This window comes from Pimelobacter simplex, assembly GCF_024662235.1.
GTDB lineage: Bacteria > Actinomycetota > Actinomycetes > Propionibacteriales > Nocardioidaceae > Nocardioides.
This window is the reverse complement of record NZ_CP096276.1, coordinates 3,720,618-3,746,537: the sequence shown is the minus strand read 5'-3', so window position 1 is coordinate 3,746,537 and position 25,920 is coordinate 3,720,618. Positions and strand designations below refer to the sequence as shown.

22 protein-coding genes and 1 riboswitch are annotated in these 25,920 nt (G+C 71.8%); of the genes, 12 read left to right on the top strand and 10 right to left on the bottom strand.

Annotation, left to right across the window (positions count from 1 at the left end; translation table 11 throughout):
- From M0M48_RS18465 to pdxY, 4 genes are all read right to left on the bottom strand, one after another.
- Positions 1-1,350 (bottom strand): hypothetical protein, encoded by a 1,350-nt coding sequence (locus M0M48_RS18465; protein ID WP_257752240.1) that lies wholly within the window; start codon positions 1,348-1,350, stop codon positions 1-3.
- Entirely contained in the window at positions 1,347-2,702 is a 1,356-nt protein-coding gene (locus M0M48_RS18460; RefSeq protein ID WP_257752239.1) for a helix-turn-helix domain-containing protein, read from the bottom strand. The genes M0M48_RS18465 and M0M48_RS18460 overlap by 4 nt, the downstream gene beginning before the upstream one ends.
- A 126-nt stretch (positions 2,703-2,828) precedes the next feature.
- Positions 2,829-4,205 carry a helix-turn-helix domain-containing protein gene (locus tag M0M48_RS18455; RefSeq protein WP_257752238.1) on the bottom strand — a complete coding sequence of 459 codons (1,377 nt, stop codon included), beginning with the start codon at positions 4,203-4,205 and terminating at the stop codon, positions 2,829-2,831.
- An 86-nt stretch (positions 4,206-4,291) separates the two neighbouring features.
- The gene (gene pdxY, locus M0M48_RS18450; protein ID WP_257752237.1) at positions 4,292-5,155 is read right to left on the bottom strand and encodes a pyridoxal kinase PdxY; all 864 of its coding nucleotides are present in this window, start codon (positions 5,153-5,155) and stop codon (positions 4,292-4,294) included.
- A 143-nt stretch (positions 5,156-5,298) separates the two neighbouring features.
- Here pdxY and M0M48_RS18445 point away from each other — a divergent pair, with 143 nt between their 5' ends.
- The 3 genes from M0M48_RS18445 (at position 5,299) to M0M48_RS18435 (ending at position 9,156) form a co-directional block, all read left to right on the top strand.
- Positions 5,299-6,954, top strand: a complete 1,656-nt coding sequence (locus tag M0M48_RS18445) for a GMC family oxidoreductase (RefSeq protein WP_215814489.1) — start codon at positions 5,299-5,301, stop codon at positions 6,952-6,954.
- A complete protein-coding gene (locus M0M48_RS18440; RefSeq protein WP_215814490.1) occupies positions 6,951-8,510 on the top strand; it encodes a succinic semialdehyde dehydrogenase in 1,560 nt (519 codons plus the stop codon). The genes M0M48_RS18445 and M0M48_RS18440 overlap by 4 nt, the downstream gene beginning before the upstream one ends.
- Before the next feature lie 106 nt (positions 8,511-8,616).
- On the top strand, positions 8,617-9,156 hold the full coding sequence (locus M0M48_RS18435; protein ID WP_257752236.1) for a hypothetical protein: 540 nt from the start codon (positions 8,617-8,619) through the stop codon (positions 9,154-9,156).
- Between the two features lie 9 nt (positions 9,157-9,165).
- Here M0M48_RS18435 and M0M48_RS18430 read toward each other — a convergent pair whose 3' ends face one another.
- The 6 genes from M0M48_RS18430 to M0M48_RS18405 all read right to left on the bottom strand — a co-directional run bounded on the left by M0M48_RS18430 (position 9,166) and on the right by M0M48_RS18405 (position 16,443).
- Entirely contained in the window at positions 9,166-9,957 is a 792-nt protein-coding gene (locus M0M48_RS18430; protein WP_257752235.1) for a dioxygenase family protein, read from the bottom strand.
- A 42-nt stretch (positions 9,958-9,999) separates the two neighbouring features.
- Positions 10,000-10,698, bottom strand: coding sequence for a uracil-DNA glycosylase (locus M0M48_RS18425; protein ID WP_257752234.1), 699 nt, complete (start codon positions 10,696-10,698; stop codon positions 10,000-10,002).
- Between the two features lie 329 nt (positions 10,699-11,027).
- Positions 11,028-12,494: a pyridoxal phosphate-dependent decarboxylase family protein gene (locus M0M48_RS18420; RefSeq protein ID WP_257752233.1), complete on the bottom strand. Its 1,467-nt coding sequence runs from the start codon at positions 12,492-12,494 to the stop codon at positions 11,028-11,030.
- On the bottom strand, positions 12,481-13,806 hold the full coding sequence (locus M0M48_RS18415) for an MFS transporter (RefSeq protein WP_257752232.1): 1,326 nt from the start codon (positions 13,804-13,806) through the stop codon (positions 12,481-12,483). The genes M0M48_RS18420 and M0M48_RS18415 overlap by 14 nt, the downstream gene beginning before the upstream one ends.
- Positions 13,803-14,987: an alpha/beta fold hydrolase gene (locus tag M0M48_RS18410; RefSeq protein ID WP_257752231.1), complete on the bottom strand. Its 1,185-nt coding sequence runs from the start codon at positions 14,985-14,987 to the stop codon at positions 13,803-13,805. Before M0M48_RS18410 ends, M0M48_RS18415 begins: the two co-directional genes overlap by 4 nt.
- Positions 14,988-15,015: 28 nt before the next feature.
- Positions 15,016-16,443 carry an alpha,alpha-trehalose-phosphate synthase (UDP-forming) gene (locus tag M0M48_RS18405; protein WP_257752230.1) on the bottom strand — a complete coding sequence of 476 codons (1,428 nt, stop codon included), beginning with the start codon at positions 16,441-16,443 and terminating at the stop codon, positions 15,016-15,018.
- Between the two features lie 1,056 nt (positions 16,444-17,499).
- On the opposite strand from M0M48_RS18405, the gene M0M48_RS18400 reads away from it, so the two are divergent.
- From M0M48_RS18400 to thrC, 9 genes are all read left to right on the top strand, one after another.
- A complete protein-coding gene (locus M0M48_RS18400; RefSeq protein WP_257752229.1) occupies positions 17,500-18,786 on the top strand; it encodes a hypothetical protein in 1,287 nt (428 codons plus the stop codon).
- Positions 18,787-18,973: 187 nt separating this feature from the next.
- On the top strand, positions 18,974-19,324 hold the full coding sequence (locus M0M48_RS18395; RefSeq protein WP_215814498.1) for a hypothetical protein: 351 nt from the start codon (positions 18,974-18,976) through the stop codon (positions 19,322-19,324).
- Positions 19,325-19,328: 4 nt separating this feature from the next.
- Positions 19,329-20,102, top strand: coding sequence for a S1 family peptidase (locus tag M0M48_RS31085; RefSeq protein WP_374585688.1), 774 nt, complete (start codon positions 19,329-19,331; stop codon positions 20,100-20,102).
- A 393-nt stretch (positions 20,103-20,495) separates the two neighbouring features.
- Entirely contained in the window at positions 20,496-21,746 is a 1,251-nt protein-coding gene (locus M0M48_RS18390; protein ID WP_257752228.1) for a sensor histidine kinase, read from the top strand.
- 2 nt (positions 21,747-21,748) lie between these two features.
- Positions 21,749-22,393, top strand: coding sequence for a response regulator (locus M0M48_RS18385; protein WP_215814501.1), 645 nt, complete (start codon positions 21,749-21,751; stop codon positions 22,391-22,393).
- Positions 22,394-22,468: 75 nt separating this feature from the next.
- Entirely contained in the window at positions 22,469-22,771 is a 303-nt protein-coding gene (locus tag M0M48_RS18380) for a DUF3263 domain-containing protein (protein ID WP_257752227.1), read from the top strand.
- 31 nt (positions 22,772-22,802) lie between these two features.
- On the top strand, positions 22,803-23,357 hold the full coding sequence (locus M0M48_RS18375; protein WP_257752226.1) for a LytR C-terminal domain-containing protein: 555 nt from the start codon (positions 22,803-22,805) through the stop codon (positions 23,355-23,357).
- Positions 23,358-23,499: 142 nt separating this feature from the next.
- Positions 23,500-24,351: a trehalose-phosphatase gene (gene otsB, locus M0M48_RS18370; RefSeq protein WP_257752225.1), complete on the top strand. Its 852-nt coding sequence runs from the start codon at positions 23,500-23,502 to the stop codon at positions 24,349-24,351.
- Between the two features lie 80 nt (positions 24,352-24,431).
- Positions 24,432-24,578: riboswitch (SAM riboswitch) on the top strand.
- A 9-nt stretch (positions 24,579-24,587) separates the two neighbouring features.
- Positions 24,588-25,877: a threonine synthase gene (thrC, locus tag M0M48_RS18365; protein ID WP_257752224.1), complete on the top strand. Its 1,290-nt coding sequence runs from the start codon at positions 24,588-24,590 to the stop codon at positions 25,875-25,877.
- Positions 25,878-25,920: the final 43 nt, after the last annotated feature.

The following is a 25,920-nucleotide window of genomic DNA, read 5'->3' as shown; positions in this document are numbered from 1 at the left end:
TCAGGAACGCCCGCGGATACCGCGGCAGATGCTGGCGCGGCGGTAGGCGTCGATGGCCTGCTCGGGCTCGTCGAGGGCGACGAGGATGTCGCCGAGCTCGAACCAGAGCTGGCCGATGTCGGAGCGGGAGTCGATGGCGTAGAGGAGGGCGACGGCGTCCTGGAAGTGGCCGCGGGCGCCGGGGAGGTCGCCGCGGGCGGCGCAGATCCGGCCGCGGAGGGCGGTCTGCCACGCCTGCATCTCCGGTACGTCGGCCGGGCGGGCGCGCTCGCTCTCGTCGAGGACGGCGCTGGCACGGTCGTCGTCGCCGAGCAGGTGCAGGGCGTGGGCGGTCATCAGTCGGTGGCCGGCCAGGTCGACGGCGCCGGCGGTCGACCAGTCGATCTCCTCGCGGGCCAGCGCGAGGATCTCCAGGGAACCGAGGGCGTCGGGTGGGTGCAGGGCCAGGCGGATGCTCGCGACCTGGGTCCGGAGCCGGCCGAGGTTGCGGGTGTCGCCGTGGGCGGCGAAGTACTCGAGCGCCTCGAGGGCGTCGGTGAGTGCGGCGAGGGCGAAGCCGTCCTCGTGCAGGGCGATGCTGCGGTTCCACAGGGCGGAGGCGCGGGCGAGGTGGAGGCCGAGCTGCTCGGCCTCCTCGGCGGCGCGGGTGCAGATCCGGGTGGCGTGGCCGAGGTCGCCGCGGCCGACGTACGCGCCGGCGACGGTGATGGCGAGCTGGAAGGCCTCGTCGGTGGTGGCCAGGCCGAGGTCGCGGATGGTGGGCTCGGCGTCCTCGCCGGTGGCGATCGCGCGGTCGAGGTCGCCGGCGTTGCGGTGGCAGCGGCTGAGGGAGATGAGGTCCTGGACCCACCGCAGCTCCGCCACCGGTACGGCGGTCAGGTGGTCGAGATCGGCGATGGCGCCGGTGATGTCCCCGGCCGCCTCACGGGCGGTGGCGCGCAGGCGGCGCGCGGCGCGCTCGAGGTGGGGTGCGGTGGCGCCGGCCGCGGTGAGCCGGTCGAGGACGCCGTCCGCGGTGGTGAGCGCGGCGGCCGGGCTGTGGGTGGTCAGGCCGAGCCCGGCGAGGTCGAGCTCGCCGCCGAGGTCGGTCGCCAGGTCGCCGCTCAGGCCGGTGACGAGGACCTCGGCGGTGGTGCCGGTCGCGGCGGCGACCCGGACCAGGACGTCGAGGTCGGGCAGGTGCCGGCCGTGCTCGACGTCGTCGAGGAGGACGACGCCGAGACCGGTCGACCGGGAGAGCTCGACCAGGGAGAGGGTGGCGTCGGCGCGGGCCGCGCGGACCCGGCCGCCGACGACGACGGGGCCGACCTGGGCGAGGAGCGTGCTCAGGTCGGGCGACAGGGTCGTCACGACATCCTCGGAAGCGGGGTGAGGACCGGGGCCCGCAGGCCCTGGGAGGCGCCCGCGCTGCGGAACGCCTGGAGGGCGAGCTCGTCCTCGCCGAGCGTGGTGAGGGTGTCGCCGAGCTCGAACCACAGCTGGGCGGCGTCCTTGTCGGAACCGTTGCCGACCAGCGTGTGCACGGCGCTGAGGAAGTGCTCACGGGCGCGGTGCGCGTCGCCGCGGTCGGCCGCCAGCCGGCCCCGCAGTGCCGACTGCCAGGCGCGCAGGTCGAGTGCCTCGTCCGGGGTGAGCGCCACGCTCTCGTCGAGCAGGTCGGCGGCGGTCTCCTCGTCGCCGAGACGGTGCCGGACCCGGGCGGCACAGAGCCGGTGCCGGGCGGCGTCGAGGCTGGTGGAGGGGGCCGCGTCGAGCTCGACGCGCGCGCGGTCGAGCATCGCCAGCGCGCCGTCGAGGTCGGGCGAGGGGAGCTTGAGCTGCAGGGTCACCACGTCGATCCGCAGCCGGGCCAGCAGCCGGGTCTCGCCCTGCCGCTCGTAGATGGCCAGCGCGTCGAGGGCGAGGTCGAGGCCGCCGGCCGGGTCGCCGCCGGCGTCCAGGGCGCAGCTGGCGTTCCACATCGCCGACGCCTTGGCCACCGGCAGGCCGTACTGGTCCGCCTGGTCGGCCGCGCGCCGGCACAGCCGCGCCCCGTGGCGCACGTCGCCGCGGAAGAGGTAGGCCATCGCGACGGTCACGGCGAGCTGGATCGCCTCGGTCGTCTCGGCCAGCCCCAGCCAGCGGATGGTGGTCGTCGCGTCCTCGCCGACCGCGATGGCGTCGTCCAGCTCGCCGAGCTCGCGGTGGCACCGGCTGAGCGCGATGAGGTCCTTGATCCACCCCACCTCCGCCACCGGTACGGCGCTCACCCGGCGCAGCTCGTCGACCGCCCCCGCCAGGTCGCCCAGGATCTCCAGCGCGGTCGCGCGCAGCCGCCGGGCGGCGAGGTCGAGGTAGGGCAGCGAGGCCGTGGAGAGCAGGTCGATGATCCGGTCGGCGGTCTCGAGCGCCGCCTCGGCGCTGGCGCCCGACAGCCCGAGCGACGCGTCGTCGATCCGGCGGTACAGCTCGGGCACCAGGTCGGCGGGCACGCCGAGGAGCAGGACGTCGGCGGAGGTCCAGGTGTGCTCGGCGAGGGCGCTGAGCACGAGCAGGGTGGGCCGCGCGCGGCCGGTCTCGAGGTCGGCCAGGTGGGTCGCGGTGGTGCCGACCAGGCCGGCGAGCTCGGGCAGGTCGAGCCCGGCCGTCGCGCGGGCAGCACGAATCCGGCGGCCCAGGGCCGCGGGGTCGATCAGTCGGAGGAGCTCTGTCTGCTCAGGCACCACGGGGCCCATCGTGCCGGGTACGTCCGACGTTGGGCGGGCCATCTCGAAAGTGGTGAGGCCTCTCCGGCAAGATCCGGACGGGCGTCCGGATTTTCGACCGTCCTCTGCCGCTCGGCGCGTCGCTCACGCCGGCGCCCGCGGCCCCGTGGGGCCGGCGGGCGCGTGGTGGAGGATGGCCAGCCCGGTCGCGGCGCCGGCGTGCCGGTAGGCGTCGCGGGAGGCGTCGCTGTCGCCGAGCTCCTCGAGCATCGAGCCGAGCTCGAACCACAGCTGGGCGGTGCTGGCCGCGTCGCCGGCCCCGCGCAGCGCGTCGGCGGCCCGGGTCACGCTCGCGTGGGCGGCCTCGGACTGCTGGGTGCGGAGCCGGATCTCGCCGATGAGGAGGTGCCGGGTCGCGGCGAGCGCGGGGGTGAGGCCCTCGCCCTCCGCCTTGGTGTCGCCGGCGTCGAGGAGCGCGAGGGCGGTGTCGAGCTCGCCGTCGAGCAGGAGCGCCCGGGCCAGCGAGAACCGGACGGCGGCCGCCTCGTTGCGGTCGGCGCCGGCGGTGGTGAGCATCCGGGTCGCGGTCTCCAGGGAGGCGCGGGCGGTCGGCAGGTCGGGGCGCTCGGCGGCGAGGAGGAGGTGGCCGGTCGTGGCGTGGTAGCGCGCCGCGGTGATCTGCTGGTCGGCCGCCTCGCTGACCCGGCGGGCGCTGGACGCGTACGCCGCGGCCAGGTTGACGTTGTTCTTCTCCAGGGCGGCGGCGCTGGCCCGGTAGTACACGGTGGCGAGGGCGAGCCCGGCGTCGTCGGGCGTGGGGGAGACCCGCCGGCAGGTGGCGACGGCGAGGTCCTGGTCGCCGCGGGCGCGGTGCGCGAGCGCGAGCGAGGTGGCCAGGCCGAGCGCGTGGTGCCCCTGGACGACGTCGTCGGCCTCGAGGACGGCGAGCGCCTTCTCGCCCAGGCCGACCGCGCCGGCGGTGTCGCCGGCCTCGACGTACAGGCCGGTCAGCGCGACCGCCGCGTCGAGCCAGCGCCGGGCGGTGACGTCGCCGTCGACGATGACCTCCAGACCGGCGATCGCCGCGTCGAGGTCGCCGCGGGCGTGCTCGGCGAGCGCGGTCAGGTAGCGGACCTTGGCGGCCACCTCGGAGCCGGTGCTGTCGTCGAGCGCGCGGCCGGCCTCGTCGAGCATGGCGAGCGCCGTGGTCGCGTCCCCGTGCTGGATCTCCCAGGCGGCGTGGTCGAGCCGGATCCGCAGCTCGGCGTACCGGTCCCGGCTCAGGCCGAGCAGCAGCTGCTCCAGCGTCACGTCGGCCTTGGCGGCGAACGCGACGATCAGGCGCAGGTCGGGCCGGCGCTCGCCCGACTCGATCCGGGAGAGGTACGCCGTCGAGGCCTCGGGGGTGGCGAGCTGGCCCTGGGTCAGGCCGGCGGCGACCCGCGCGGCCCGGATCCGTCTGCCGAGCAGGACCGGATCGATCGTGCGGCTGAGCTCCGCGAGTTCAGGTAGGACGTCCATGTAACATATTGTGTCCCGAGCGGGCACGTGATGAACCTGTGAAGATTCTAAAAATCTTCCGTCGCCTGTCGCGACCGGCGCCGCGTTCAGCGCAGGCGGGTGACCTCGAACCGCTCGTCCGGGTGCGCGATCGCCTCCTGGGCCGCGATCAGCCGCAGCTCCCGCTCGCCCGAGTCGAGGGTCGCCTGGAGCACGTCGAAGACCGACGCCGTGGTCCGGGCCAGGGCCAGCGCGGGCGAGCCCGAGGTGTGCAGGTGGGCGGTGAAGAGGGCGGCGGTGATGTCGCCGGAGCCGTTGGCCTTCATCGGCAGCCGCGGCGTGCGCACCGACCAGGCGCCCTCGCCGGTCACCGCGATCATCTCGATGACGTCGTCGGGGGCGCCGGCCCGCTCGACGGAGGTGACGAGGACGGTCGAGGGGCCCATCGCGCGGGCCGCGTCGGCCGCGTCGAGGATCGCGTCGAGCGGCGCGGGCTCGCTGAGCGCGTCGCGCCCGGTGAGGAAGCCGAGCTCGAACTGGTTCGGGGTGAGGATGTCGGCGACCGGCACGACCTGCTCGCGGATGATCGGCGGGATCTCCGGGTTGACGAAGCAGCCGGACTTGGCGTTGCCCATCACCGGGTCGCAGGTGTACGTCGCCGCGGGGTTGGCCGCCTTGACCCGGCGCACCGCGTCGACGATCACCGAGGCGACCGCGGGGGAGCCCTGGTAGCCGGAGAGCACCGCGTCGCAGGTCGCGAGCACGCCGCGCTCCTCGATCCCGGTGATCACCTCGTGCACGTCGTCCGGGTCGAGCAGGGGGCCGCGCCAGGCGCCGTACCCGGTGTGGTTGGAGAAGTGGACGGTGAAGACCGGCCACACCTCGTGTCCCAGACGCTGCAGCGGGAAGACCGCCGCGGAGTTGCCGACGTGGCCATAGGCGACCGAGGACTGGATGGACAGGATCCGCACCCGATCATCTTCGCAGCCCGGGGCGCGCGGGGCGAAGACCGCGAACACGAAACCCTTTCGTGACGAAACTAGAACGCGTTACAGTGGCCTCGCCGGGTGTCCCCCTGACCGCCCGGGCCCCCGAGGACGAAGGATGGGAAGCGATGGCCAAGCGCGCGCCGTACAGCAACGAGGCCGACTACGTGGTGGTCGGCTCGGGCAGCTCCGGGTCGATCGTCGCCGGGCGGCTCGCCCAGTCCGGCGCGAGCGTGATCCTCATCGAGGCCGGCAAGTCCGACGACAAGGGCATGCACGGCTACTTCACCAAGAAGCCCGGCATGATCGGCCCGATGCACTCCGAGCCCAAGCTCGAGAAGCTCTTCGACTGGGGCTACCGCTCGGTCCCGCAGCCCGGTCTCGACGGACGCCGGATGCCCGCCCCGCGCGGCAAGGTCGTCGGCGGCTCGAGCTCGGTCAACGGCATGGTCTACGTGCGCGGCAACCGCGCCAACTACGACTCCTGGGCGGCCGAGGGCAACACCGGCTGGGGTGCGGACGAGGTCAACGCGGCGTTCAAGCGCTACGAGGACTTCGAGGACGGCGAGAACGCCTACCGCGGCGCGGGCGGTCCGATCAAGATCACCCGCAACAAGACGCCGCAGGAGGGCACCCTCCAGTTCATCCAGGCCACCGCCGACACCCTCGGCGTCAAGGTCCTCGACGACTACAACGCAGCCGAGCAGGAGGGCATCGCGCGGATGCAGCAGAACACTGCTGACGGCCTGCGGTACTCGTCCTCGCGCGGCTACGTGCACCACCTCGCCCCGCGGACCCTCGAGCTGCAGACCGAGGTGCACGTCGCCAAGGTCGTCATCGAGAACGGCCGCGCGACCGGCGTCGAGGTCATCGACCAGGGCAAGGGCGGCGGCACCCGCCGGTTCATCAAGGCCGGCAAGGAGGTCATCCTCTCCGCCGGCTTCGCCAACACCCCGCAGCTGCTCATGCTCTCGGGCGTGGGCCACGCCGACCACCTCGCCAGCGTCGGCATCGACTGCGTCGCCGACCTCCCGGTGGGCGACAACCTGCACGACCACCTGTTCCACCCGATGTCGTTCCACGTGCCGAGCGTCCAGTACCGGGGCAACGCCTGGACGTTCTTCAAGGGCATGGCCAAGGACCTGACCCGGGGCGGCTCGTTCCTCGACAACTCGGTCTTCGAGTCGGTCGGCTTCGTGCGCACCTCGCAGGCCACCGACATCCCCGACCTGCAGCTGCACATGCTGCCGTGGGCGTACCCGAGCCCCAACCAGGACGAGCCGATCCGGCACATCCCGGACGGGCGCCCGTCCCTCACGGTGTTCTCCACCCTGATCTACCCCAAGAGCCGGGGCACGCTGCGCCTCGCCTCGGCCGACCCGACGGCCGCGCCGCTCATCGACTACGGCTTCTTCACCGACCCGCACGACGTCGAGGTGCTCGCCGAGGGCACCGAGATGATCCGCGAGATCATGGCGTCCGCGGCCTTCGGCGGCGGGGTCAAGGAGGAGATCCACCCCGGGCCGTCGATCCCCAACGGCAAGGAGCTCCGGGTCGCGCTCAAGAACCGCTCGACGTCAGTCTACCACGGTGTCGGCACCTGCCGGATGGGCATCGACGAGCGCGCCGTCGTCACGCCGGACCTCAAGGTCCGCGGCATCGAGGGCCTGCGCGTCGCGGACGCCTCGATCATGCCGAGCATCACCGGCGGCAACACCAACGCGCCGTGCTACATGATCGGCGAGAAGGCCGCCGAGATCATCCTGGGCGGCGTCAAGTGGTGAGCACGACGCGCCCCGCCTCGGTCACCGACGAGCTGCTCGAGCGCCTCGTCGCCCGCGTGCCGGGCCGCACCGGCGCGACCTGGAAGCTGACCGAGGTCTACACCGGCGAGGTCCTCGTCGAGCTGCCGCAGTCGACTCCCGAGGACATCGAGGACGCCTTCGCCCGGGCCCGCGCCGCCCAGGCCCTGTGGGCCCAGTGGCCGGTCGCCAAGCGGCTCGAGGTCTTCGACCGCGCGCACACGCTGCTCGTCGACAACGCCCACCGCACCGCCGACCTGATCCAGGTCGAGAGCGGCAAGAACCGGCGGATGGCCATCGAGGAGACCTGCGACCCGCCGATGGTGATGTCGTACTACCTCAAGCGCGCCAAGAAGCTGCTCGCACCGAAGAAGCACGGCGGCCCGGTCCCCGTCGTCTCGGGCTCCACCGAGGTGCGCGTGCCCAAGGGCGTCGTCGGCATCATCGCGCCCTGGAACTTCCCGTTCGCGACCGGCCTGTCCGACGCGATCCCCGCGCTGATGGCCGGCAACGCCGTCGTCGTGAAGCCGGACAACAAGACCGCCCTGTCGCCGCTCTTCGGCATCTCGCTGCTCGAGGAGGCGGGCCTCCCGAAGGGCCTGTTCCAGGTCGTCTGCGGCGAGGGCCCGGACATCGGCCCGACGCTGATCGACAACGCGGACTACATCATGTTCACCGGATCCACCGCGACCGGCCGGGTGATCGGCGAGCGCGCGGGCCGCAACCTCATCGGCTGCTGCCTCGAGCTCGGCGGCAAGAACCCGATGATCGTCCTCGACGACGTCAACGTCGAGGAGTGGGTCGACAGCGCGACGTTCGGCGTCTTCGGCAACACCGGCCAGATCTGCATGCACATCGAGCGGATCTACCTCCCCGAGAGCCGGTACGACGAGCTCAAGTCGGCCTTCGTGGACCGGGCGTCGAGCCTGGCCATCGGGGCGGCGTACGACTTCGGGCCGGAGATCGGCTCGCTGGTCAGCCCCGACCACCGCGACCGCGTCGCCTCGCACGTCGAGGACGCCGTCGCCCAGGGCGCCACCGTCCTCACCGGCGGCCGCTCCCGCCCCGACATCGGCCCGGCCTTCTTCGAGCCGACCGTCCTGGAGGGCGTCACCAAGGACATGCTCGCCGGCCACACCGAGACCTTCGGCCCGGTCGTCGCGCTCTACCCCTACCGCACCGTCGACGAGGCGATCCACCTCGCCAACGACACCGACTACGGCCTCAACGCCTCGGTCTGGAGCGGCGACATCGCCCGCGCGGAGGCGGTGGCCGAGCGGATCGACTCGGGCAACGTCAACATCAACGACGCGCTCGCGACGGCGTACGCCTCGAAGGGGTCGCCGTCGGGCGGCGTCAAGAACTCCGGCGTCGGCGCCCGCCACGGCGACCAGGGCCTGCTGAAGTACACCGACGCCAAGAACGTCGCGGTGCTCAAGAAGCAGGTCATGGGGCCGCGGCCGGGACAGGGCTACGACGCGTACGTGAAGCAGATGCTGAGCTCGCTCAAGCTGATGCGCAGGCTGCGGGTGCGCTAGCCGGCGGCGACGAAGCGGCGAGGAAGCGGCGAGGAAATCGTCGTCCTGCGCACCATCGACGCCGATCGGTTGACGCGAGCACGGGGCCTTCGCAGCATGGCTGTCCATGGGCCGGGTGATCGCAGGCGTCGTCGCGCTCGTCCTGCTCGCCGGCTGCGCCGGCGGTGCCGGGAGCGGTGGGAGCGGTGGGAGCAGGGAGCAGGCGCCGTCGACCGCGCCCCCGGGCTCGGTCGCGCCCGCGTGCTCGGCGGCGCCGACGAGCACGGCGCCCTTCGACTACTGTGCCGAGGCGCGTGAGTTCTCCACGCGGTTCGGTGGGCTGTTCCTGGTCCCGATGCTGAGCGATGCGGCGGCGGCCGAGGAGGGGTTCAGGGCTCTCGCGACCCGGTCGCCGCGGCGGATCCGCGACGAGTGGCGGCGGGTGGCGAGGAGCTTCGGCCACCTGGTCGACGGGCTGCGGCGCAGCGGGCTGGCGCCCGAGCGGTTCGTGGCGGCATCCCGGGGTGACCACGCCGGGCTGACCCCCGCGCAGGTTCGGGCGGTCCGGCGGGACCCCGCGGACCGGGCCGCGGTGGCGGCCGCCGAGCAACGGGCGGTCGACGATGTCGTGCGCGTGTGCGGCGTGAACCTCTACCGGAGGTCCTGAGCGGGCGGCTCAGGCGACCTGGAGCGACCGCTTCGACAATCCCATCCAGAACCCGTCGATCACCTGGTCGCCGGGCTCCGTCGGGTCGCTGGCCGCCCCGAGCGTGACGAACAGCGGCGTGTAGTGCTCGACGGTCGGGTGGGCGTAGGGCATGCCCGGCGCCTTCGACCGGTACGACGCCAGCTCGTCCACGTCGCCGCGCGCCATCGCCTCGCCGGCCCAGGCGTCGAAGTCGGTCGACCAGCCGGGGGCGTCGGCGTCGATCTGCCACGAGGTGAGGAAGGGCAGGCCGTGGGTGAGGAAGCCGGAGCCGATGATGAGGACGCCCTCGTCGCGCAGCGGCTTGAGCCGGCGGCCGATCTCCATGAGGCGGCCCGGGTCGTGGGTGGGCAGCGACATCTGGAGGACCGGGATGTCGGCGCCGGGGTACATGATCTTGAGGGGCACCCAGGCGCCGTGGTCGAGGCCGCGCGAGGCGTGCTGGTGGACCGGTTCGGTGCGGGGCATCATCGCGGCGACGCGGGCGGCCAGGGCCGTGGCGTCGGGGGTCTCGTAGGTCATCTGGTAGTACTTCGGCGCGAAGCCGCCGAAGTCGTAGACCAGCGGTGCGCCGCTCGCGGTCAGCGACAGGGGCGCGCACTCCCAGTGCGCGCTGACGATGAGGATGGCCTGGGGCCGCGGCAGGTCGCCGGCCCACGCGGCGAGCTGGCTCGACCAGAGCGGGTCGTCGAGGAGCGGGGGAGCGCCGTGCCCGATGTAGAGGGCCGGCATCCGGGTGCTGCTGGTGTCCGTCATCGTCATGTCCACCTCAATAGTTGAGACTTCAACTATATTCCGCGGAGGTCAGGCCGGCAAGGTCCAGTCGACCGGCTGGCCGCCGCGCTCGGTGAGCAGGGCGTTGACCCGGCTGAAGGGGCGGGAGCCGAAGAAGCCGCGGTGCGCCGCGAGGGGCGAGGGGTGCGGCGACTCGACCCACGGGATCGGGCCGAGGTGGGCCTTGAGCGTCTGGGCGTCCTTGCCCCACAGGACGGCCGCGACCGGGGCGCCCGCCTCGGCACGGCGCACGACGGCCTGGATGGCCGCCGCGGTGACGTGCTCCCAGCCCTGGTTGCGGTGCGAGCCGGCCACGTTGGGGCGCACGGTGAGGACCCGGTTGAGGAGCATCACGCCCTGCTCGGTCCACGCGGTGAGGTCCCCGTGCGCCGGAGGTACGACGCCCACGTCGTTCGCGAGCTCCTGGTAGATGTTGCGCAGGCTCGGCGGCAGCGGCCGGACGTCGCGGTCCACCGCGAAGGACAGCCCGATCGGGTGCGCCGGGTTGGGATAGGGGTCCTGGCCCACGATGAGCACCCGCACGCTCGCCAGCGGCGCCCGGAAGGCGCGGAAGACGTTGTCGCCGGCCGGCTGGTAGCCGTGCCCCGCGGCGTTCTCCTCGCGGAGGAACTGACCCAGCGCCGTGACGCGGTCCTCGACCGGCGCCAGCGCCTCGGCCCAGTCGGCGGCCATCAGGCCCTGGTCGACGAGATTGCTGAGAGCACCCACGGCCGGACTCTAGTGCGCCGTGAGGCGCATGGTCCCCCCAGACCCACCCTCCCGTGCGAGAGGCCGGCCGTGGTGCTGCTCCCTGCATCGGCCGTTCGGCCGGGGGCGCCCCTCTCCCTCCCAGGGGCGCCACCTCCGGCTTCACGGCGTAGCTCCGACGCGGATCTCGAGCCCGTACTGGTCCTCCGGGGGCACACCCGGCTTGGGGTGCCGGACCCGGTGGGGCTCCCTCCAGCGGATTTCGAGGTCCGCGTCGGTAAGGAAGAATCTACGGATCCGGACCAGGCCGGGAATCGGGTACGCGGCCGGGACCTGTTAGTTCTTTGGGACTATGTCCCGGTGGCGAACGGTCCGCCGGGCGTCTCGCCGAAGGGCGTCGCCGGGGGCCGGGCGAGCCGGTCCAGGAAGGCGACGAGCACGGCCTCGCGCAGCGCCGGGGGCGCGACGTCGAGCAGGGCGTTGACGGGCGCCATCCGCTCGGGCAGGCCGAGGTCGCCGTCGCTGTCGGCGAGCCCGCCGGCGGCGAGGAGCATGTCGAACTCGTCGTCGCCGAGCGTCGCCGCGTCGATGCTGCGGAGCAGGTCGGCCACGCCGGGGTCGACGACGACCGGGCCGGCGTCGCGGGCGGCGGCGACCGCCTCGGCGAGCGCGGCCACGAAGGCCGCGCCGTCGGTGGCGGCGCTGATCGCGACGTGGAGCGAGGGCGGCTGCCCGTCGTAGGAGAGCTGGGGCTGGACGAACCAGCCGCGCTCGGCCATCTCGTCGCAGACCGTGAAGACGTCGAGCGGCCCGTCGGCGGTCGCTGCGACGAGGGTGGACTCGGGGGCGGCGACGAGGGCGAGCCCGTCGAGGGCGTCGATGCCGGCCGCGACCGTGTCGGTCGCGGCGAGCGCGCGGCGGGTCAGGTCGAGGTAGCCGTCGTGCCCGATCGCCCGCACGGTCGCCCAGGCGCCCGCGACCGGTCCGCCCGAGCGGGTGGACTGGAGCGTCGGGTTGAGCATCGTGTAGCCGGGCCAGCCCGCGTGCGCGAAGTACTGCGGACGGCGTAGCGCGGGCTCGCGGTGCAGGAGCAGCGAGGCGCCCTTGGGGGCGTAGGCGTACTTGTGCAGGTCGGCCGAGATCGACGTGACGCCCTCGACCGCGAACGTCCACGGCGCGACCGGGCGGCCGAGCCGGGCGGCGTAGGGGAGCACCCAGCCCCCGATGCAGGAGTCGACGTGGCAGCGCACCCCGCGGGCCGCGGCCGCGGCGGCGATCGCGGGGACCGGGTCCACCACCCCGTGCGCGTACGACGGCGCGCTGGCCACGACCAGGACGGTGGTGTCGTCGATGGCGGCCGCCATGGCCGCGGCGTCCGCGCGGTGGTCGGCGCCGGTGGGGACCACGACGACTCGGACGCCGAAGGCGTGCCCGGCCTTGTGGAAGGCGGCGTGCACGGTGTCGGCGACGACGATCGACGGGTCGGTGACCTCGGGCCGGGCGTCGCGAGCGCCGAGCACTGCGAGCAGGCACGACTCGGTACCGCCGGAGGTGATCGTGCCGACCATCGTGTCCGGCCCGTCGACGAGCTCGCGCGCGAACGCGACGAGGTCGTTCTCCATGGTCAGCAGGCTCGGGAAGGCGGTGGGGTCGAGGCCGTTGCTGCCGGCGAACGCGGCGACCGCGTCGCGGGCCAGCGCGTCGACCTCGGCCAGGCCGGCGTCGTAGACGTAGGCGAGGGTGCGGCCGCCGTGCACGGGCAGGTCGCCCTCGCGCAGCGCTTCGAGCCGGGCGCGGATCTCGTCAGGCGTGGGCATCGGTCCGGTCGACCTCTCTCTCGTCGAGGGCATAGCCGCGCAGCCACCAGAGGCTGGCGAGCACGAGCAGGGCGGGCAGCAGCGAGAACCCGAGGGTGATCGCGGTGACCGCGGAGTCCGGCTGGACGACGCCGCCGGAGTCGCTGGAGCGGTAGGAGCCGAGCGCGAGGACGACGGCGAACAGGCCGGGCCCGAGCGCGAGGCCGAGGGTCTCGCCCGCGGTCCAGACACCGGTGTAGACGCCCACCCGCGACGAGCCGGTACGACGGGCGTCGACCGCCGCGGCGTCCGGGAGCATCGCCATCGGGAAGACCTGCACGCCGGCGTACCCGACGCCGACCAGGCCGACCGCGGCGAACACCACGGGGGCCGGCGCGTGCCCGGCGAGGACCGCGAGCGCGGCGCCGGTCGCGAGCACGAGCGAGGAAGCGACATAGCCCCGCTTCTTGCCGATCCGGCGCCCGACCGCGGCCCACGCGGGGGTGAGCAGCAGGGCGGGACCGACGAAGCAGACGAAGAGGATCGTCGAGGCGCCGTCCTTGTCGAGCACGTCGCCGGCGAGGTAGTCGACGCCGGCGAGCATGCAGCCGGTGGCGAGTGCCTGGAGCACGAAGGTGACCAGCAGCAGCCGGAAGTCCCGGGCCGCGGCGACGAGGCGGAGCTGGTCGCGCAGCGTGCCGGGCCCGGGCTCGACGACGCCGATGCGTGCGGCACGGGTGCCGCGGTAGGCGAGGAGCGCGCCGGTCAGGATGATCGCGGCCATCGCCAGGCCCATCACGCGGTAGCCGTCGCGACCGCCGATCGCGTCCCGGATCGCCGGGGCGCTGGCGCCCGCCAGCAGGATCGTGAACGCCAGGATCGCGACCCGCCAGGTCATCAGGCGGGTGCGCTCGTCGTAGGAGTCGGTCATCTCGGCCGGCATCGCGACGTAGGGCACCTGGAAGAACGCGTACGCCGTCGCGCAGGCCAGGAAGGCGACCAGGACCCAGATCGTGTCGAACACCTGCGAGCCGAGGTCGGGCCCCGCGAAGAGCAGCGCGAAGCAGACCGCGAGCACCAGGCCCGCCCGCAGCAGCCAGGGCCGGCGCGGCCCGCGCGGGTCGGTGGTGCGGTCGCTGATCCGGCCCGCGATCGGGTTGAGGACGACATCCCAGGCCTTGGGCAGGAAGACGATCGCGCCCGCCAGCAGGGCGGGGACGGCGAGCGTGTCGGTCAGGTAGGGCAGCAGCATCAGCCCCGGCACGGTGCCGAACGCACCCGTGGCGACCGACCCGGCGCCGTACCCGACCCGGACGTTGCGGGGGAGGGTCACTGCGACAGCGCCCGGGAGGCCGCCGAGGAGTGCCGCCGCTTGCGGCTCGTGCCGATGGAGGACTCGGGGGCGGTGCCGCCCGACCACTGGGTGATCCACTCGTCCATCGCGAGCCAGGTGGTCCGGCGCGCGGCCCGCCCGGTGAGCATGCCGAGGTGGCCGCCCGGCACGATCTCGAAGCGGACCTCGGGCGACTTGGTCAGCAGCGGTACGACGGCCCGGACCGCCCCGACCGGAGCGATGCCGTCGGTCGCGCCGCCGAACACCAGCACCGGCACGGTGATGTCGGCCAGGTCGATGGTCCGGTCGTCGAGCTCGAAGGTGCCGCTGGCGAGCTGGTTGCCCTTGGCGAAGCGGTGGTAGAGCTGCCCGAAGGTACGGCCCGGGTAGGCGATCATGTTGGACGTGAAGTGGTCGACCGCCTCGACCTGGGCGAGGAACTCGCGGTCGTCGACGTGGGTCGCGAGCGCGATCGGCTTGGTCACGAGCTTCTGGAAGGCCGTGAGCTGGAAGGCCCACTTCACCAGGGGCTTGGGCGCCCCTCCGAGCATCTGGTAGCCCTTGGTGATCGGGCCGTTGCCGTTGAAGAGGTTGAGCAGCGGGCGGAACGGCGCCAGCAGCGGCACCAGCGACACGTCGATCGGTGAGCCGACCACGGTGAGCGAGGCGACGGGGAGGTCGCCGGAGCGCTCGTCGGCGAGCGTGAGCATCGAGAAGATGCCGCCCAGCGACCAGCCGATCACGTGCACCGGGCGACCGCCGGCGTGCTTGGAGACCTCGCGGATCGCGGTCGGGACGACCTCGTCGATCCAGTGCTCCATGCCGAGGTTGCGGTCGCGGAACGACACCTCGCCGTACTCGACGAGGTAGGTGGGACGGCCCTCGGTCACGAAGTGCTCGACCAGCGAGCAGCCGCGGCGCAGGTCGTAGCAGCTCGACGGCGCGGCCAGCGGCGTCACCAGCAGGACCGGGTCGCCCTGCTCCTGCACGTGCCCGGCCGGGCGGTAGTGGTAGACCTCGCGCAGCGTGCCGTCGTCGATGAGCGTGCGCGGCATCGGCCGCAGGTCGGCCACGCCGCCGTAGAGCAGCTTGTGGGCGACATTGCTCGCGGCGGCCACGACCTGGTCCGGGGCGGGGAGCAGGCCGGCTCCGGGCAGGGAGCGCACGGGCACCAGATCCATGTCCGAACGCTACCGCGCGTCCGTGGGTTCAGGAGCGTGTTGCTGGTCGCACCGTCTTGGAGTGGCCCTGCTGGCCGTCGTCCTCGAGCTCGGTCATGAAGCTGTCGGCCCAGGCCTTCACGTCGTGCTGCGCGATCTGGCGGCGCATCGCCCGCATCCGGCGGGTGAGCTCCTTGGGGTCGGCGCTGTAGGCCTCCAGCAGCGCGGCCTTCATGCCGTTCATGTCGTAGGGGTTGACCAGCCAGGCCTGGCGCAGCTCGTCGGCGGCGCCGGCGAACTCGCTCAGTACGAGCGCGCCGTCCTCCTCGGTGCGGCAGGCGACGTACTCCTTGGCGACGAGGTTCATGCCGTCGCGGTAGGGGGTGACGACCATGACGTCGGCGGCGCGGTAGAGCGCGGCCATCTCCTCGCGCGGGTACGACGTGTGGAGGTAGCTGACCGCCGGGCGGCCGATCCGGCCCAGGTCGCCGTTGATCCGGCCGACCAGCCGCTCGATGTCGTCGCGCAGGTTGCGGTAGTGCTCGACCCGCTCGCGCGAGGGGACGGCGACCTGGACGAACACGGCGTCCTCGACGGTGAGGTCGCCGTCGCTGATCAGCTCGCCGAACGCGCGCAGCCGTGCGTAGATGCCCTTGGTGTAGTCGAGCCGGTCGATGCCGAGGAAGATCCGGCGCGGGTTGCCGAGTGCCTCGCGGATCGCGGCGGCCCGCTCGACGACGGCCTCGGACGAGGCCAGCTCGGCGAAGCCGCCGGCGTCGATCGAGATCGGGAAGGCCGCGGCGCGCACGGTGCGGCCGTCGGGCAGGTAGACGAGGTCGCGGTGGGTCTTGTGCCCCACGCGCTGGCGGACCAGGCGGATGAAGTTCTGCGCGGCGCCGGGGAGCTGGAAGCCGACCAGGTCGGCGCCGAGCAGGCCCTCGAGGATCTGGCGGCGCCACGGGAGCTGCTGGAAGAGCTCGGCCGGCGGGAAGGGGATGTGCAGGTAGAAGCCGATCCGCAGGTCCGGCCGCAGCTCGCGCAGCATCTGGGGCACCAGCTGCAGCTGGTAGTCGTGGACCCACACGGTCGCGCCCTCGGCCGCGAGCTCGGCGGCGCGCTCGGCGAAGCGGCGGTTGACGCGGACGTAGGTGTCCCACCACTCGCGGTGGAACTCCGGCTTGGCCACGACGTCGTGGTACAGCGGCCACAGCGTGCCGTTGGAGAAGCCCTCGTAGTGCTCCTCGATCTCCTCGGCCGTCATCGCGAGCGGCACCAGGTCGAGGTCGTCGACCTTGAACGGCTTGAACTTCTGGGTCCCGCCGGGCCAGCCGATCCACACGCCGTCGTGCGCCCGCATGACCGGCTCGATGGCGGAGACGAGGCCACCGGGGGAGCGCCGCCAGGCGCTCTTTCCCTTGGCGTCGGTGACGCGGTCGACGGGCAGGCGGTTGGCGACGATCACGAGGTCATGGCCCACATCCCCACCCTAGGGGGTCCAGCCCACTCGGCCGCGGAAAGCGACGTACCTCGGGGCGATCACGCCTCGTCGGGCGCGAACCGGAGCCCGTCGGTGTTGCTCGCGAGCACGACGGACTCGGTCCGCCGGGCCCCGAGCCGTCGGGCCTCCGCGAGCTCGTCAAGAGATCGATCGCATTCGTGGGATCTCCGCGCATCCCGATAGGCGAGTCGGAGCGACATCGCGCACGCTGCTGTCATCGATCGCGACGTGTGGAATCTGCCGCGCAGGGCTGGTCTCCGAGTCTGTCCGGAGGCAGGGCAAAGGAGGTCTGCTGGTGCCGAAAATGAGCTACCGATGCGCGCCTGTGGCCGGCCGCCCCGACCGCGGAGGCTTGTCCGTCGCGCGCCACGCGCTTGACCAACTGGTCGCTCACATCGTGGTCGAGTGCCTCACAGACACGACCTCTGCCCCTGAAGTGAGCGAGGCCGGAGGGGCTCTCCAGCACGCCTGGCACGAGGTCTGGACGATTCCCCAGAAGCGAGCGGTCCTCGCCGCACTCATCGACACGCTGGTCGTACACCCCGTCTCGAACGCTGTGCCCCGGTTCCGCCCCGAGCGAGTCGAACTCACCCTCAGGGCATGAGTCAACTCTCTTGAAATCGAGATGGCTCAGTCTGCCTCAGGCTTTGTGAGAAGGCAGAGCTTCGCGAGCGCAACCGGATCGGCGACCCCGACCGGAACTCCTGAGCGGCGGCAAACCTCGCGCACCCCTACGGCGGCGTCGAAGTCGCGAGGCAGGGCCGAGCAGCTCCATTGGCGGCCAGCGGAGGCGGCTCGGACTGCTCCGGCGCACCTGGGCTTCGCCCGCTCGCGCGTTTGCGCGAAATCGTCGTTTCGCGCACGCACTCCGCGGCGCCCATTGGCGAAGTGCTCGCCAAGACCGATGCTTCTCCCGGATCCCCTTCGGAGGCGATCACCTGTAGGGGGTGCTGGTGCGCCGCCCTTTCGGGTACCCACAGAGTTCGGGGTTGCTATGCCGTGTACGTATTCCAGCCATCGATGTGAGCGCGCCCGATGATCCGCCGGGTGGCCGCAACTATCGGCCTTGTGGCGAGCACGCTGGCGGTTTCACCCTCGGTGTCTCCTGCTTCAGCTGCTCCTGGTCCTGGTCTCGTCATCGCCACCGGCAAGGTGGTGGATGCTCTTGGCGTCGCCGTTCCGCAGGCGGAGGTTGCGCTGCAGATGTGGCCGAGCAATGACACGCTGGCAGCTGCTGGAGAAGGCGATCCGGTCAACCTGGTCACCGTAGCGTCGGCCAGCACGGACGCGGTCGGCAACTTCGAGTTGAAGCTCCCGAGCATTGCGGATCTTCAGTCGGGCGCCGGCGGGGACAACATCGTTGACCTGTCTCTCACGACTACGACACCGGACGGCACGTCGAGCAGCTTCGCCTTCTCGCGGCGCCTGGTGAACACCGACGTCTTGGGCCTCACCATCGAGGCGGCAGTCGATCCAGAGATGCCTTCGAACCTGGTCAGCGACCTCATTGCTGGTTTGACCCAGCAAGTGGTAGTTCCGCTGACAGGCCTCGTCTTGGGGGAGAATGCGTTGGGCGGCAGGCTCCGGGACGTTCTGCCGAGTGAAACGGTTCCGGAGAATCTCCTGCCCGAGGACGAGGTCGTGCCGATCGAGGAGGACGCCATCGTTCCCAAGAACTGTTCAACCACTGTGGCGAAGGATCTCGGCCAGCGGGTTACCGAGGTGAACGCGGCCGGCGTCGGTTGGGCGGGCGCAACGACCGACTTCGAATACACCAACGGGGCGACGTCGACTCTCGGGGTTGCTGTGTCCGTGAACGGCACCATGGGGAGCTGGTCGGCTGGCGGCTCGTCGTCGTTGCAGAAGCAGGTGGACTCCACGAGCACCGTGGGCTTCCCGGTCAAGAGCACCGGGTACTGGCACCGCAAGACGTACTTCCGCTACAAGTCCTACAAGATCGAGTGCTGGTACTCCGCCTACGGTGTGGTCAAGCGGACGGTCCGTTACGAGGCGCGCCCCAGCAACTTCGTCGGCGGCGCGACGACGGTGGGAGTGGCGACGCCGCCCACGCCGCCACGAGGCAACTGCGCACCTCAGGAAGCCGGAAGCCGGTTCGCCCGGAGCAGCTCGACGGCGACCACCTGGTCCAACGGCGTCGCCCTCAAGAACGTGTTGGGCGTCGATCTCTCCTCGCGAACTGGCTACTCCAAGACCGCAAAGATCACGTTCGAGTACACGAAGGCCGGTTGGATCTGTGGCACTCAGGGCGACCCGGGCGACACCCCTAGGACTCTCATTGCTCGCAAGAATCGTCCGTCCTAGTCGCGCGGCTCGTGGGGGCGCCGCCACCTTCGGCGCCCTCACTTTCCTCGTTGCCTGCTCCGCCTCGCCTAGCACCGACGGCCCACCCGAAATCGGTGGGCCGATCAGTTCGAGCCCCGACGTTGGGGCTGTCTGCCTTCAGGTCCGCCCTGGAGAGCCGCACGACTTCACACTCGGGTTCAACATCGTGATCAACAAGGGCACCAAGCCTGTAGAGATCGGCGACGTCGAACTCCTCGACGCCCACGACCTGTCGATCACGAAGGCATGGGTCGCAGTCACGGATGCTGCAATCGGCAACCACAGCAGATTCCCACCGACCCGAAAAGCAATGAAGGCCTCCGATCTTGACTGGGCTAGCCGCGCCGACCTTCCGGGAGCTACCGCAGAACCAAACGTTCGCTACAACCTCATCCTCCAAGTGACCGCCACCAGCCGATTCCCCGCAGCAGCGGGGATTCGCTTCACCTACGCCGCCGAAGGCGAGAAGCACGCTTGGCAGACGAACATCGGATTCACCGTCGAAGATCCTTGCTAGGCAGATGCCGAAAACCGAGCCCCGGGTTCTTGCCGCTCTCCTTTCGATCGCACTTCTAGCAGGCTGTGCGTCCGATTCCACCTCCCTCGGAAACAGACACCGGGAGACAACTGCCGAAGAGGCAGAGGCTTCTTCGGCAGTTGTCGCACTCGTCAGTCACGCCTCGCCCTCGCGGGATCTCTTTGGCGGTTTTCGCTGTGCAGGTGTGCTGGTCGCTCCAAGGGTGGTCTTGACGGCGCGCCATTGCGTGGCCGGACTGAGCGCCGATCAACTGGACGTCGTCGTCAATCCAGTCGATCTCTGCGGGCCAGATCCTGAGAACGAGATGCGGAGCCCGATCCGGGAAATTCGCCCGACCGCAGATATCGACATGGCTGTCGTGGTGATGCGCAGCAGCGCTACTACCAGCCCTGCCCGTATCGCCTCGGTCTTGCCCGACGCACGAGCACAACTGGTGGCCGTCGGATGGGGACGACAAGCAATGGCCGCGCCCTGCCAGCGCTCGGCCACCGGCCTCTCCTTCGCGCCAGCGGCTGATTGCGCGAGGGCCATCTCGCACCTTCCTCGTCAGGCACGCCGCTGGCAGCTCTGCGCACTTCCCACCTCGGACCAGAACACCTGCACAGGCGACTCCGGGGGCGGCCTTTTCGACGTCTCCCAGGCCAAGCCGCTCCTTGTAGGGATCACGAGCGCGGGAGTGGGAGGATGCGAACCAGACGACGTCGGGCTCTACATCCGGGTGGACAACACTCGAAACCCAAGTCACTCGACTCAATGAGGCGGTCAACAGTCGCTGACCGTGGTCTCGCTTGACTCATGACCGTGGCAGGCGCCGCCTTTGTCACCATGGTCGCGGAGATTGCTCCCGGTGAAGTGTTGCCCGGCTTGAAGTCGTTGATGGCCGCGACGGCGATGGCCTGCGGCACGAAGCGACCCCGGGCGCCGAGAAGAGAAGACCGGCCAGTACAGACCTGCCTGCGTACATGCTCGCATTTGACCTCGGCCGGCCCGTCTCCGGTGAGGACTCGCGCATCTGTTCCCGATCGAGCACACATCAGAGCTGTTCGAGATGCCTACCCTCTCCCTCGCCGACCACCCCAACTACGCAGCACTCTCGACTGTCGGGCTGGCTGGATGGTCGCGGCGCTCCCACCTCCCTAGCGTGGTCGCCATGAACCCCCTGCGTCGCGTCTTCGTCGACACCGCCTACTCGCTGTCGGCGTTCCTGCTCGCGATCCCTGCGCTCGCACTCGTCCTCGCGGGGATCGCCGGCGGGCTCGGGTCGATGGTCGTCGCCGGGCTGGGGCTGGCGATCCTCGTCGGCACGGCGTACGTCGCCCGCGGGTTCGCGCACGTCGAGCGGCTCCGGCTCGCCGGGATGCTCGGGGTCGAGGCGCCGCAGCCGTCGTACCTGCGGGGGGATCGGGAGGACGGCGGCGTGCGCCGCTTCCTCGCGCCGCTGCGCGACACCCAGTCCTGGCTGGAGATCCTGTGGTGCGTGGTCGGGTTCGCGACCGCGTGCTTCGCGTTCGCGCTGACGATCGCGGTGTGGGCGGCGGTGCTGGGCGGGCTGACCTACTGGTTCTGGCAGCGCTACATCCCGTTCGACGACGCGGACAACGTGACGCTCGCCGAGATCCTCGGGCTCGGGCACGGGCGCACGCCGGAGTCGCTGCTCTACCTCGGGATGGGCGTGGTGGCGCTGCTCGCGCTGCCGTTCGTGCTGCGCCTGGCCGCGGCGACCCACGCCGGCACCGCACGGGTGCTGCTGTGCAGCCGCGCCGAGCTGCTCGACCGGATGGAGGTCATCGAGGAGAGCCGGGCGTCCGCGCACCGGGCCGAGGCGCAGTCGCTGCGCCGGCTGGAGCGCGACATCCACGACGGGCCGCAGCAGCGGCTGATCCGGCTCGGCATGGACCTCGGCCGGGCCCGGCACCAGCTCGCCGACGACCCGGCGACCGCCGCCGAGACGATCGACTCCGCGGTGGCCCAGACCCGGGCGGCCGTCGAGGAGCTGCGCGCGCTGTCCCGCGGGATCGCCCCGCCGCTGCTCGTCGACCGCGGTCTTGCGGCCGCTGTCGAGGAGATGGCCGCGGGCCAGGCGTTCCCGGTGGGCGTCGCGATCGACGTCCCGCGCGAGCTGCCGGTCGCGGCCGAGACGGCCGCCTACTTCGTGGTCGCCGAGGCGCTGACGAACGTCGCCAAGCACAGCCAGGCGAGCCGCGCGCAGGTCGCGGTGCACCAGCAGGACGGCGCCCTCGTGGTCACCGTGGACGACGACGGGCGGGGCGGCGCGTCCGTCGCGCCCGGTCGGGGGCTGGCCGGGCTGCGCGAGCGGCTCGCGGGTGTCGAGGGCCACCTGGAGGTCGCCTCGCCGGAGGGTGGTCCGACGCGGCTGCTCGCCGTCGTGCCACTGTCGTGAGCATGAGGATCGTGGTCGCCGACGACTCCGTGCTCCTGCGCGAGGGGCTCCAGCTGCTGCTCGCGGAGGCGGGGCACGAGGTGGTCGCGGCGGTGGCCGACGGTCCGTCGTACGTCGAGGCGATGCTGGCGCACCGCCCGGACCTGGGCATCGTCGACGTCCGGATGCCGCCCAGCCACACCGACGAGGGGCTGCGCGCCGCGGTCGCCGTACGGCGGGCTTGGGGGGAGGCCCGGGTGCTCGTCCTCTCGCAGTACGTCGTCGTCTCCTACGCCGACGACCTGCTGGCGACGGGGGAGGCCGGGGTCGGCTACCTGCTCAAGGACCGGGTCAGCGAGGTCGGCGAGTTCCTCGCCTCGCTCGCCGAGGTCGCCGGCGGCGGCACCGCGCTCGACCCGCTCGTGGTCCGCCAGCTCGTCGAGCGGCGCGGCGACCCGGTGCGTGCCCTCACGCCCCGCGAGCGCGACGTCCTCACCCTGATGGCCGAGGGCCGCTCCAACGCCGCCGTGGCCGAGGCGATGACGGTGACCCTCGGGGCCGTCGAGAAGCACACCCAGCGGATCTTCGCCAAGCTCGGTCTCCCGCCCGACGACGACCAGTCCCACCGCCGCGTGCTGGCCGTGCTGCGCTTCCTGCGCGCCGAATGACATCGATGTGATTCGCGGGTTAGAGTGTGACCTGCAGAGTTGTCGAGATCGCCACCGTAGCGTCGAGGAGACCGCATGAACGCCGAGCGCAGCCCTCAGGAGGGCACCGCCAGCGCGGCCGCTCCCGGAAGCCTGAGCGACCGCGACCGCGCCATCCTCGAGTTCGAGCGCCAGTGGTGGAAGTACGCCGGCGCCAAGGAGAGCGCGGTGCGCGAGCAGTTCGACATGAGCGCCACCCGCTACTACCAGGTGCTCAACGCCCTGATCGACCGTCCCGAGGCGCTCGCGGCCGACCCGCTGCTGGTCCGCCGGCTGCGCCGCCTCCGTTCCCAGCGGCAGCGCCAGCGTTCGGCGCGGCGCCTGGGCTTCGAGATCTGACCCCGCCCGGCCCACACAGAGAGAGGCGGCCATGACCTTCCCCACCTGGCCCTCCACTCGCACCCCGAACCAGCGCGGCGCCGTCCTGCCGTCGCCCGTGGTGCTCCTCAGCATCGTCGCCGTCGCGCTCGCCGCGATCGCCTTCGTCGCCACCCGCGGCGACCAGGCCCCCGAGCGCGACATCACCGCCACCAAGGCGGCCGCGACGCCCACCGACAAGGGCACCGGCTCGACCGGCGCCACCGACGGCACCACCGACCCCTCGGACGAGCCGACCACCGAGAAGCCGAAGCCCAAGCCCGTCGTCCGGGCCGACCACCAGGTCGTCGTCTTCAACAACACCCGCATCCGCGGCCTCGCCGGCCGGGTCTCCGAGCGGGTCAAGGAAGCCGGCTGGACCGTCGCCGCCGCCGACAACTGGTACGGCACCGTGCCCGGCACCACCGTCTACTACCCCCAGGGCAAGAAGGCCGCGGGGCGCCAGCTCGCCCTCGACCTGGGCATCGCCCGGGTGCTGCCGGCTGACACCGACAGTGACATGAGCTCGACCAACCTCACGCTCATCCTCACCGGCGAGCTGGACTGACTTCGACCAACTGGTCTGCTGGTCTTACCTCCATGCGGTTTGGGACCAAACCGCGAAAATCGGGCCCGGTGACGTGCGGTTTGTGACCAATCGGCGCCCCGCCGTTCACGCCACCGTGCCCTGACCATGATGGGATGGAGCCGTGAGGTTCCCGACGCCCGAGGGCCAGGACCGGTACGACGCCATCGTGCGCGTCGCGCCACGCACGGTCGTCGGCCTCGACTTCGACGGCACCCTGTCGCCGATCGTCGAGGACCCCGCCCAGGCGCACATCCACCCCGACGCCGCGCAGGTGCTGGTCGAGCTGGCCCAGGAGGTCGCCGCGATCGCGGTGATCACCGGGCGCCCGGCGCGCCAGGCGCTCGACCTCGGGGGACTCGAGCAGGTCGGTGACGCGCTCGAGGCGGTCGGCAAGGAGCTCTTCGTCTTCGGCCAGTACGGCAACGAGCGGTGGAGCTCGGGGCGGCGCCGGATCATGGGTGGGCGGCCGCCGCGCGGGCTGGCGACGTTCGAGCGGGACCTGCCGCGGGCGCTGCGGACGGCCGGGGCGGCCGACGCCTACGTCGAGGACAAGGGGCTCGCGGTCGCCGTGCACACCCGGCGGCTGGCCGATCCCGACGAGGCCTTCGACCGGCTGCTGCCGCCACTGCGCGAGCTGGCGCACCGGCACGGGCTGGTGCTCGAGCCGGGGCGGGCGGTGATCGAGGTCCGCTCGCCGGGCTCGCACAAGGGCATGGTCGTCGACCGGTTGGCCGCGGTGCTCGACGCCGAGGGCTTCCTGTTCGCCGGCGACGACCTGGGCGACGTCGAGGCCTTCGAGGCGGTCGCCGGTCTGGAGCAGCAGGGCCTGGCCACGCTGCGGGTCTGCTCGGCCTCGAGCGAGGAGAGCGCGCTCATCGCCCTCTCCGACGTCGTCGTGCGCGGACCGGAGGGGGTCCTCGACCTGCTCCGGACGCTGGCCGGCGACGCCCGCGAGCGCCGTACGACGGCCTAGCGGTCTCGCTATCTGGACACTGGTCTCATCATCCGGAATCTCGATTGGGAGTGGGGGGTCACCCACCCCTAGGCTGTGCGTGCTCATCCAGAGGGACTGAGGGAACGGCCCTGAGAAGTCCCGGCAACCGCCGCGAACTCCCGTCAGCGCCTGCGTCATGCAGGAGCCGGCGTCGCGGAAACGGTGCCAAATCCGACCCGCGCGAGAGTCGCCGGGACAGATGAGAAGGAGGACCTATGAGCGCCGTTGTGACCGAGTCGCCTGAGACGACCGAGACGCCCACCCAGCCCGGACTGCGCGACGGCGCCTTCGGCAACGCCACCTCGCTGTCGTGTCGCGAGTGCGGCCACCTGGTCGCCCTGGGCCCGTTCTACGCCTGTCCGGAGTGCTTCGGCCCGCTGGAGATCACCTACGACTTCCCGCAGGTCACCCGCGAGGAGATCGAGGCCGGCCCACGCAACATCTGGCGCTACAAGGCGCTGCTGCCGGTGCCCACCGACATCGAGACCAGCCCCAACACCGAGCCCGGCTTCACCCGGCTTCTCGCCGCCGACAACCTGGGCCGCGAGCTCGGCATCGCCAAGCTCTGGGTCAAGGACGACTCGACCAACCCGACCAACTCCTTCAAGGACCGGGTCGTGGCCTGCGCGCTGAGCGCGGCCCGCGAGCTGGGCGCGACGACATTCGCCTGCCCCTCGACCGGCAACCTCGCCAACGCCGTCGCCGCGGCCGGCGCCCGGGCCGGGATCAATACGGTCGTCTTCATCCCGAGCAACCTCGAGACGCCCAAGCAGGTCAACTCCGCGATCTTCACCGAGAACCTCGTCGCCGTCGACGGCAACTACGACGACGTCAACAAGCTCGCCTCCGAGATCGCCGGCGAGGAGGAGGGCTGGGCGTTCGTCAACGTCAACGTCCGTCCCTACTACGCCGAGGGCTCCAAGACGCTGGGCTACGAGATCGCCGAGCAGCTCGGCTGGCGCCTGCCCGACCAGGTCGTCATCCCGGTCGCCTCCGGCTCCCAGCTCACCAAGGTCGACAAGGCCTTCCAGGAGCTCATCAAGCTCGGCCTGGTCGAGGACAAGGCCTACCGTATCTTCGGCGCCCAGGCCACCGGCTGCGGCCCGGTCGCCACCGCCTACAAGGCCGGTGTCGACGCGATCCGCCCGGTCAAGCCCGACACCATCGCCAAGAGCCTCGCGATCGGCAACCCCGCCGACGGCATCTACGTCCTCGACATCGCCCGTCGTACCGGCGGCGCGGTCGAGGAGGTCACCGACGACGAGATCCGCGAGGGTATCGTGCTCCTCGCCCGCACCGAGGGCATCTTCACCGAGACCGCCGGCGGTACGACGACCGCGGTCACCAAGAAGCTCGTCGAGACCGGCCAGCTCGACCCGAACCTCGAGACGGTCATCATCAACACCGGTCACGGCCTCAAGACCCTCGACTCGATCTCCGGTCAGGTCGGCCCGGCCGCGACCATCGCTCCGAGCTACGACGCCTTCAAGGCGACCGGTCTCTGAGCCTCCACCCCCGAACCGCCCCGAGCAGCAGAAGAGAGCCCGT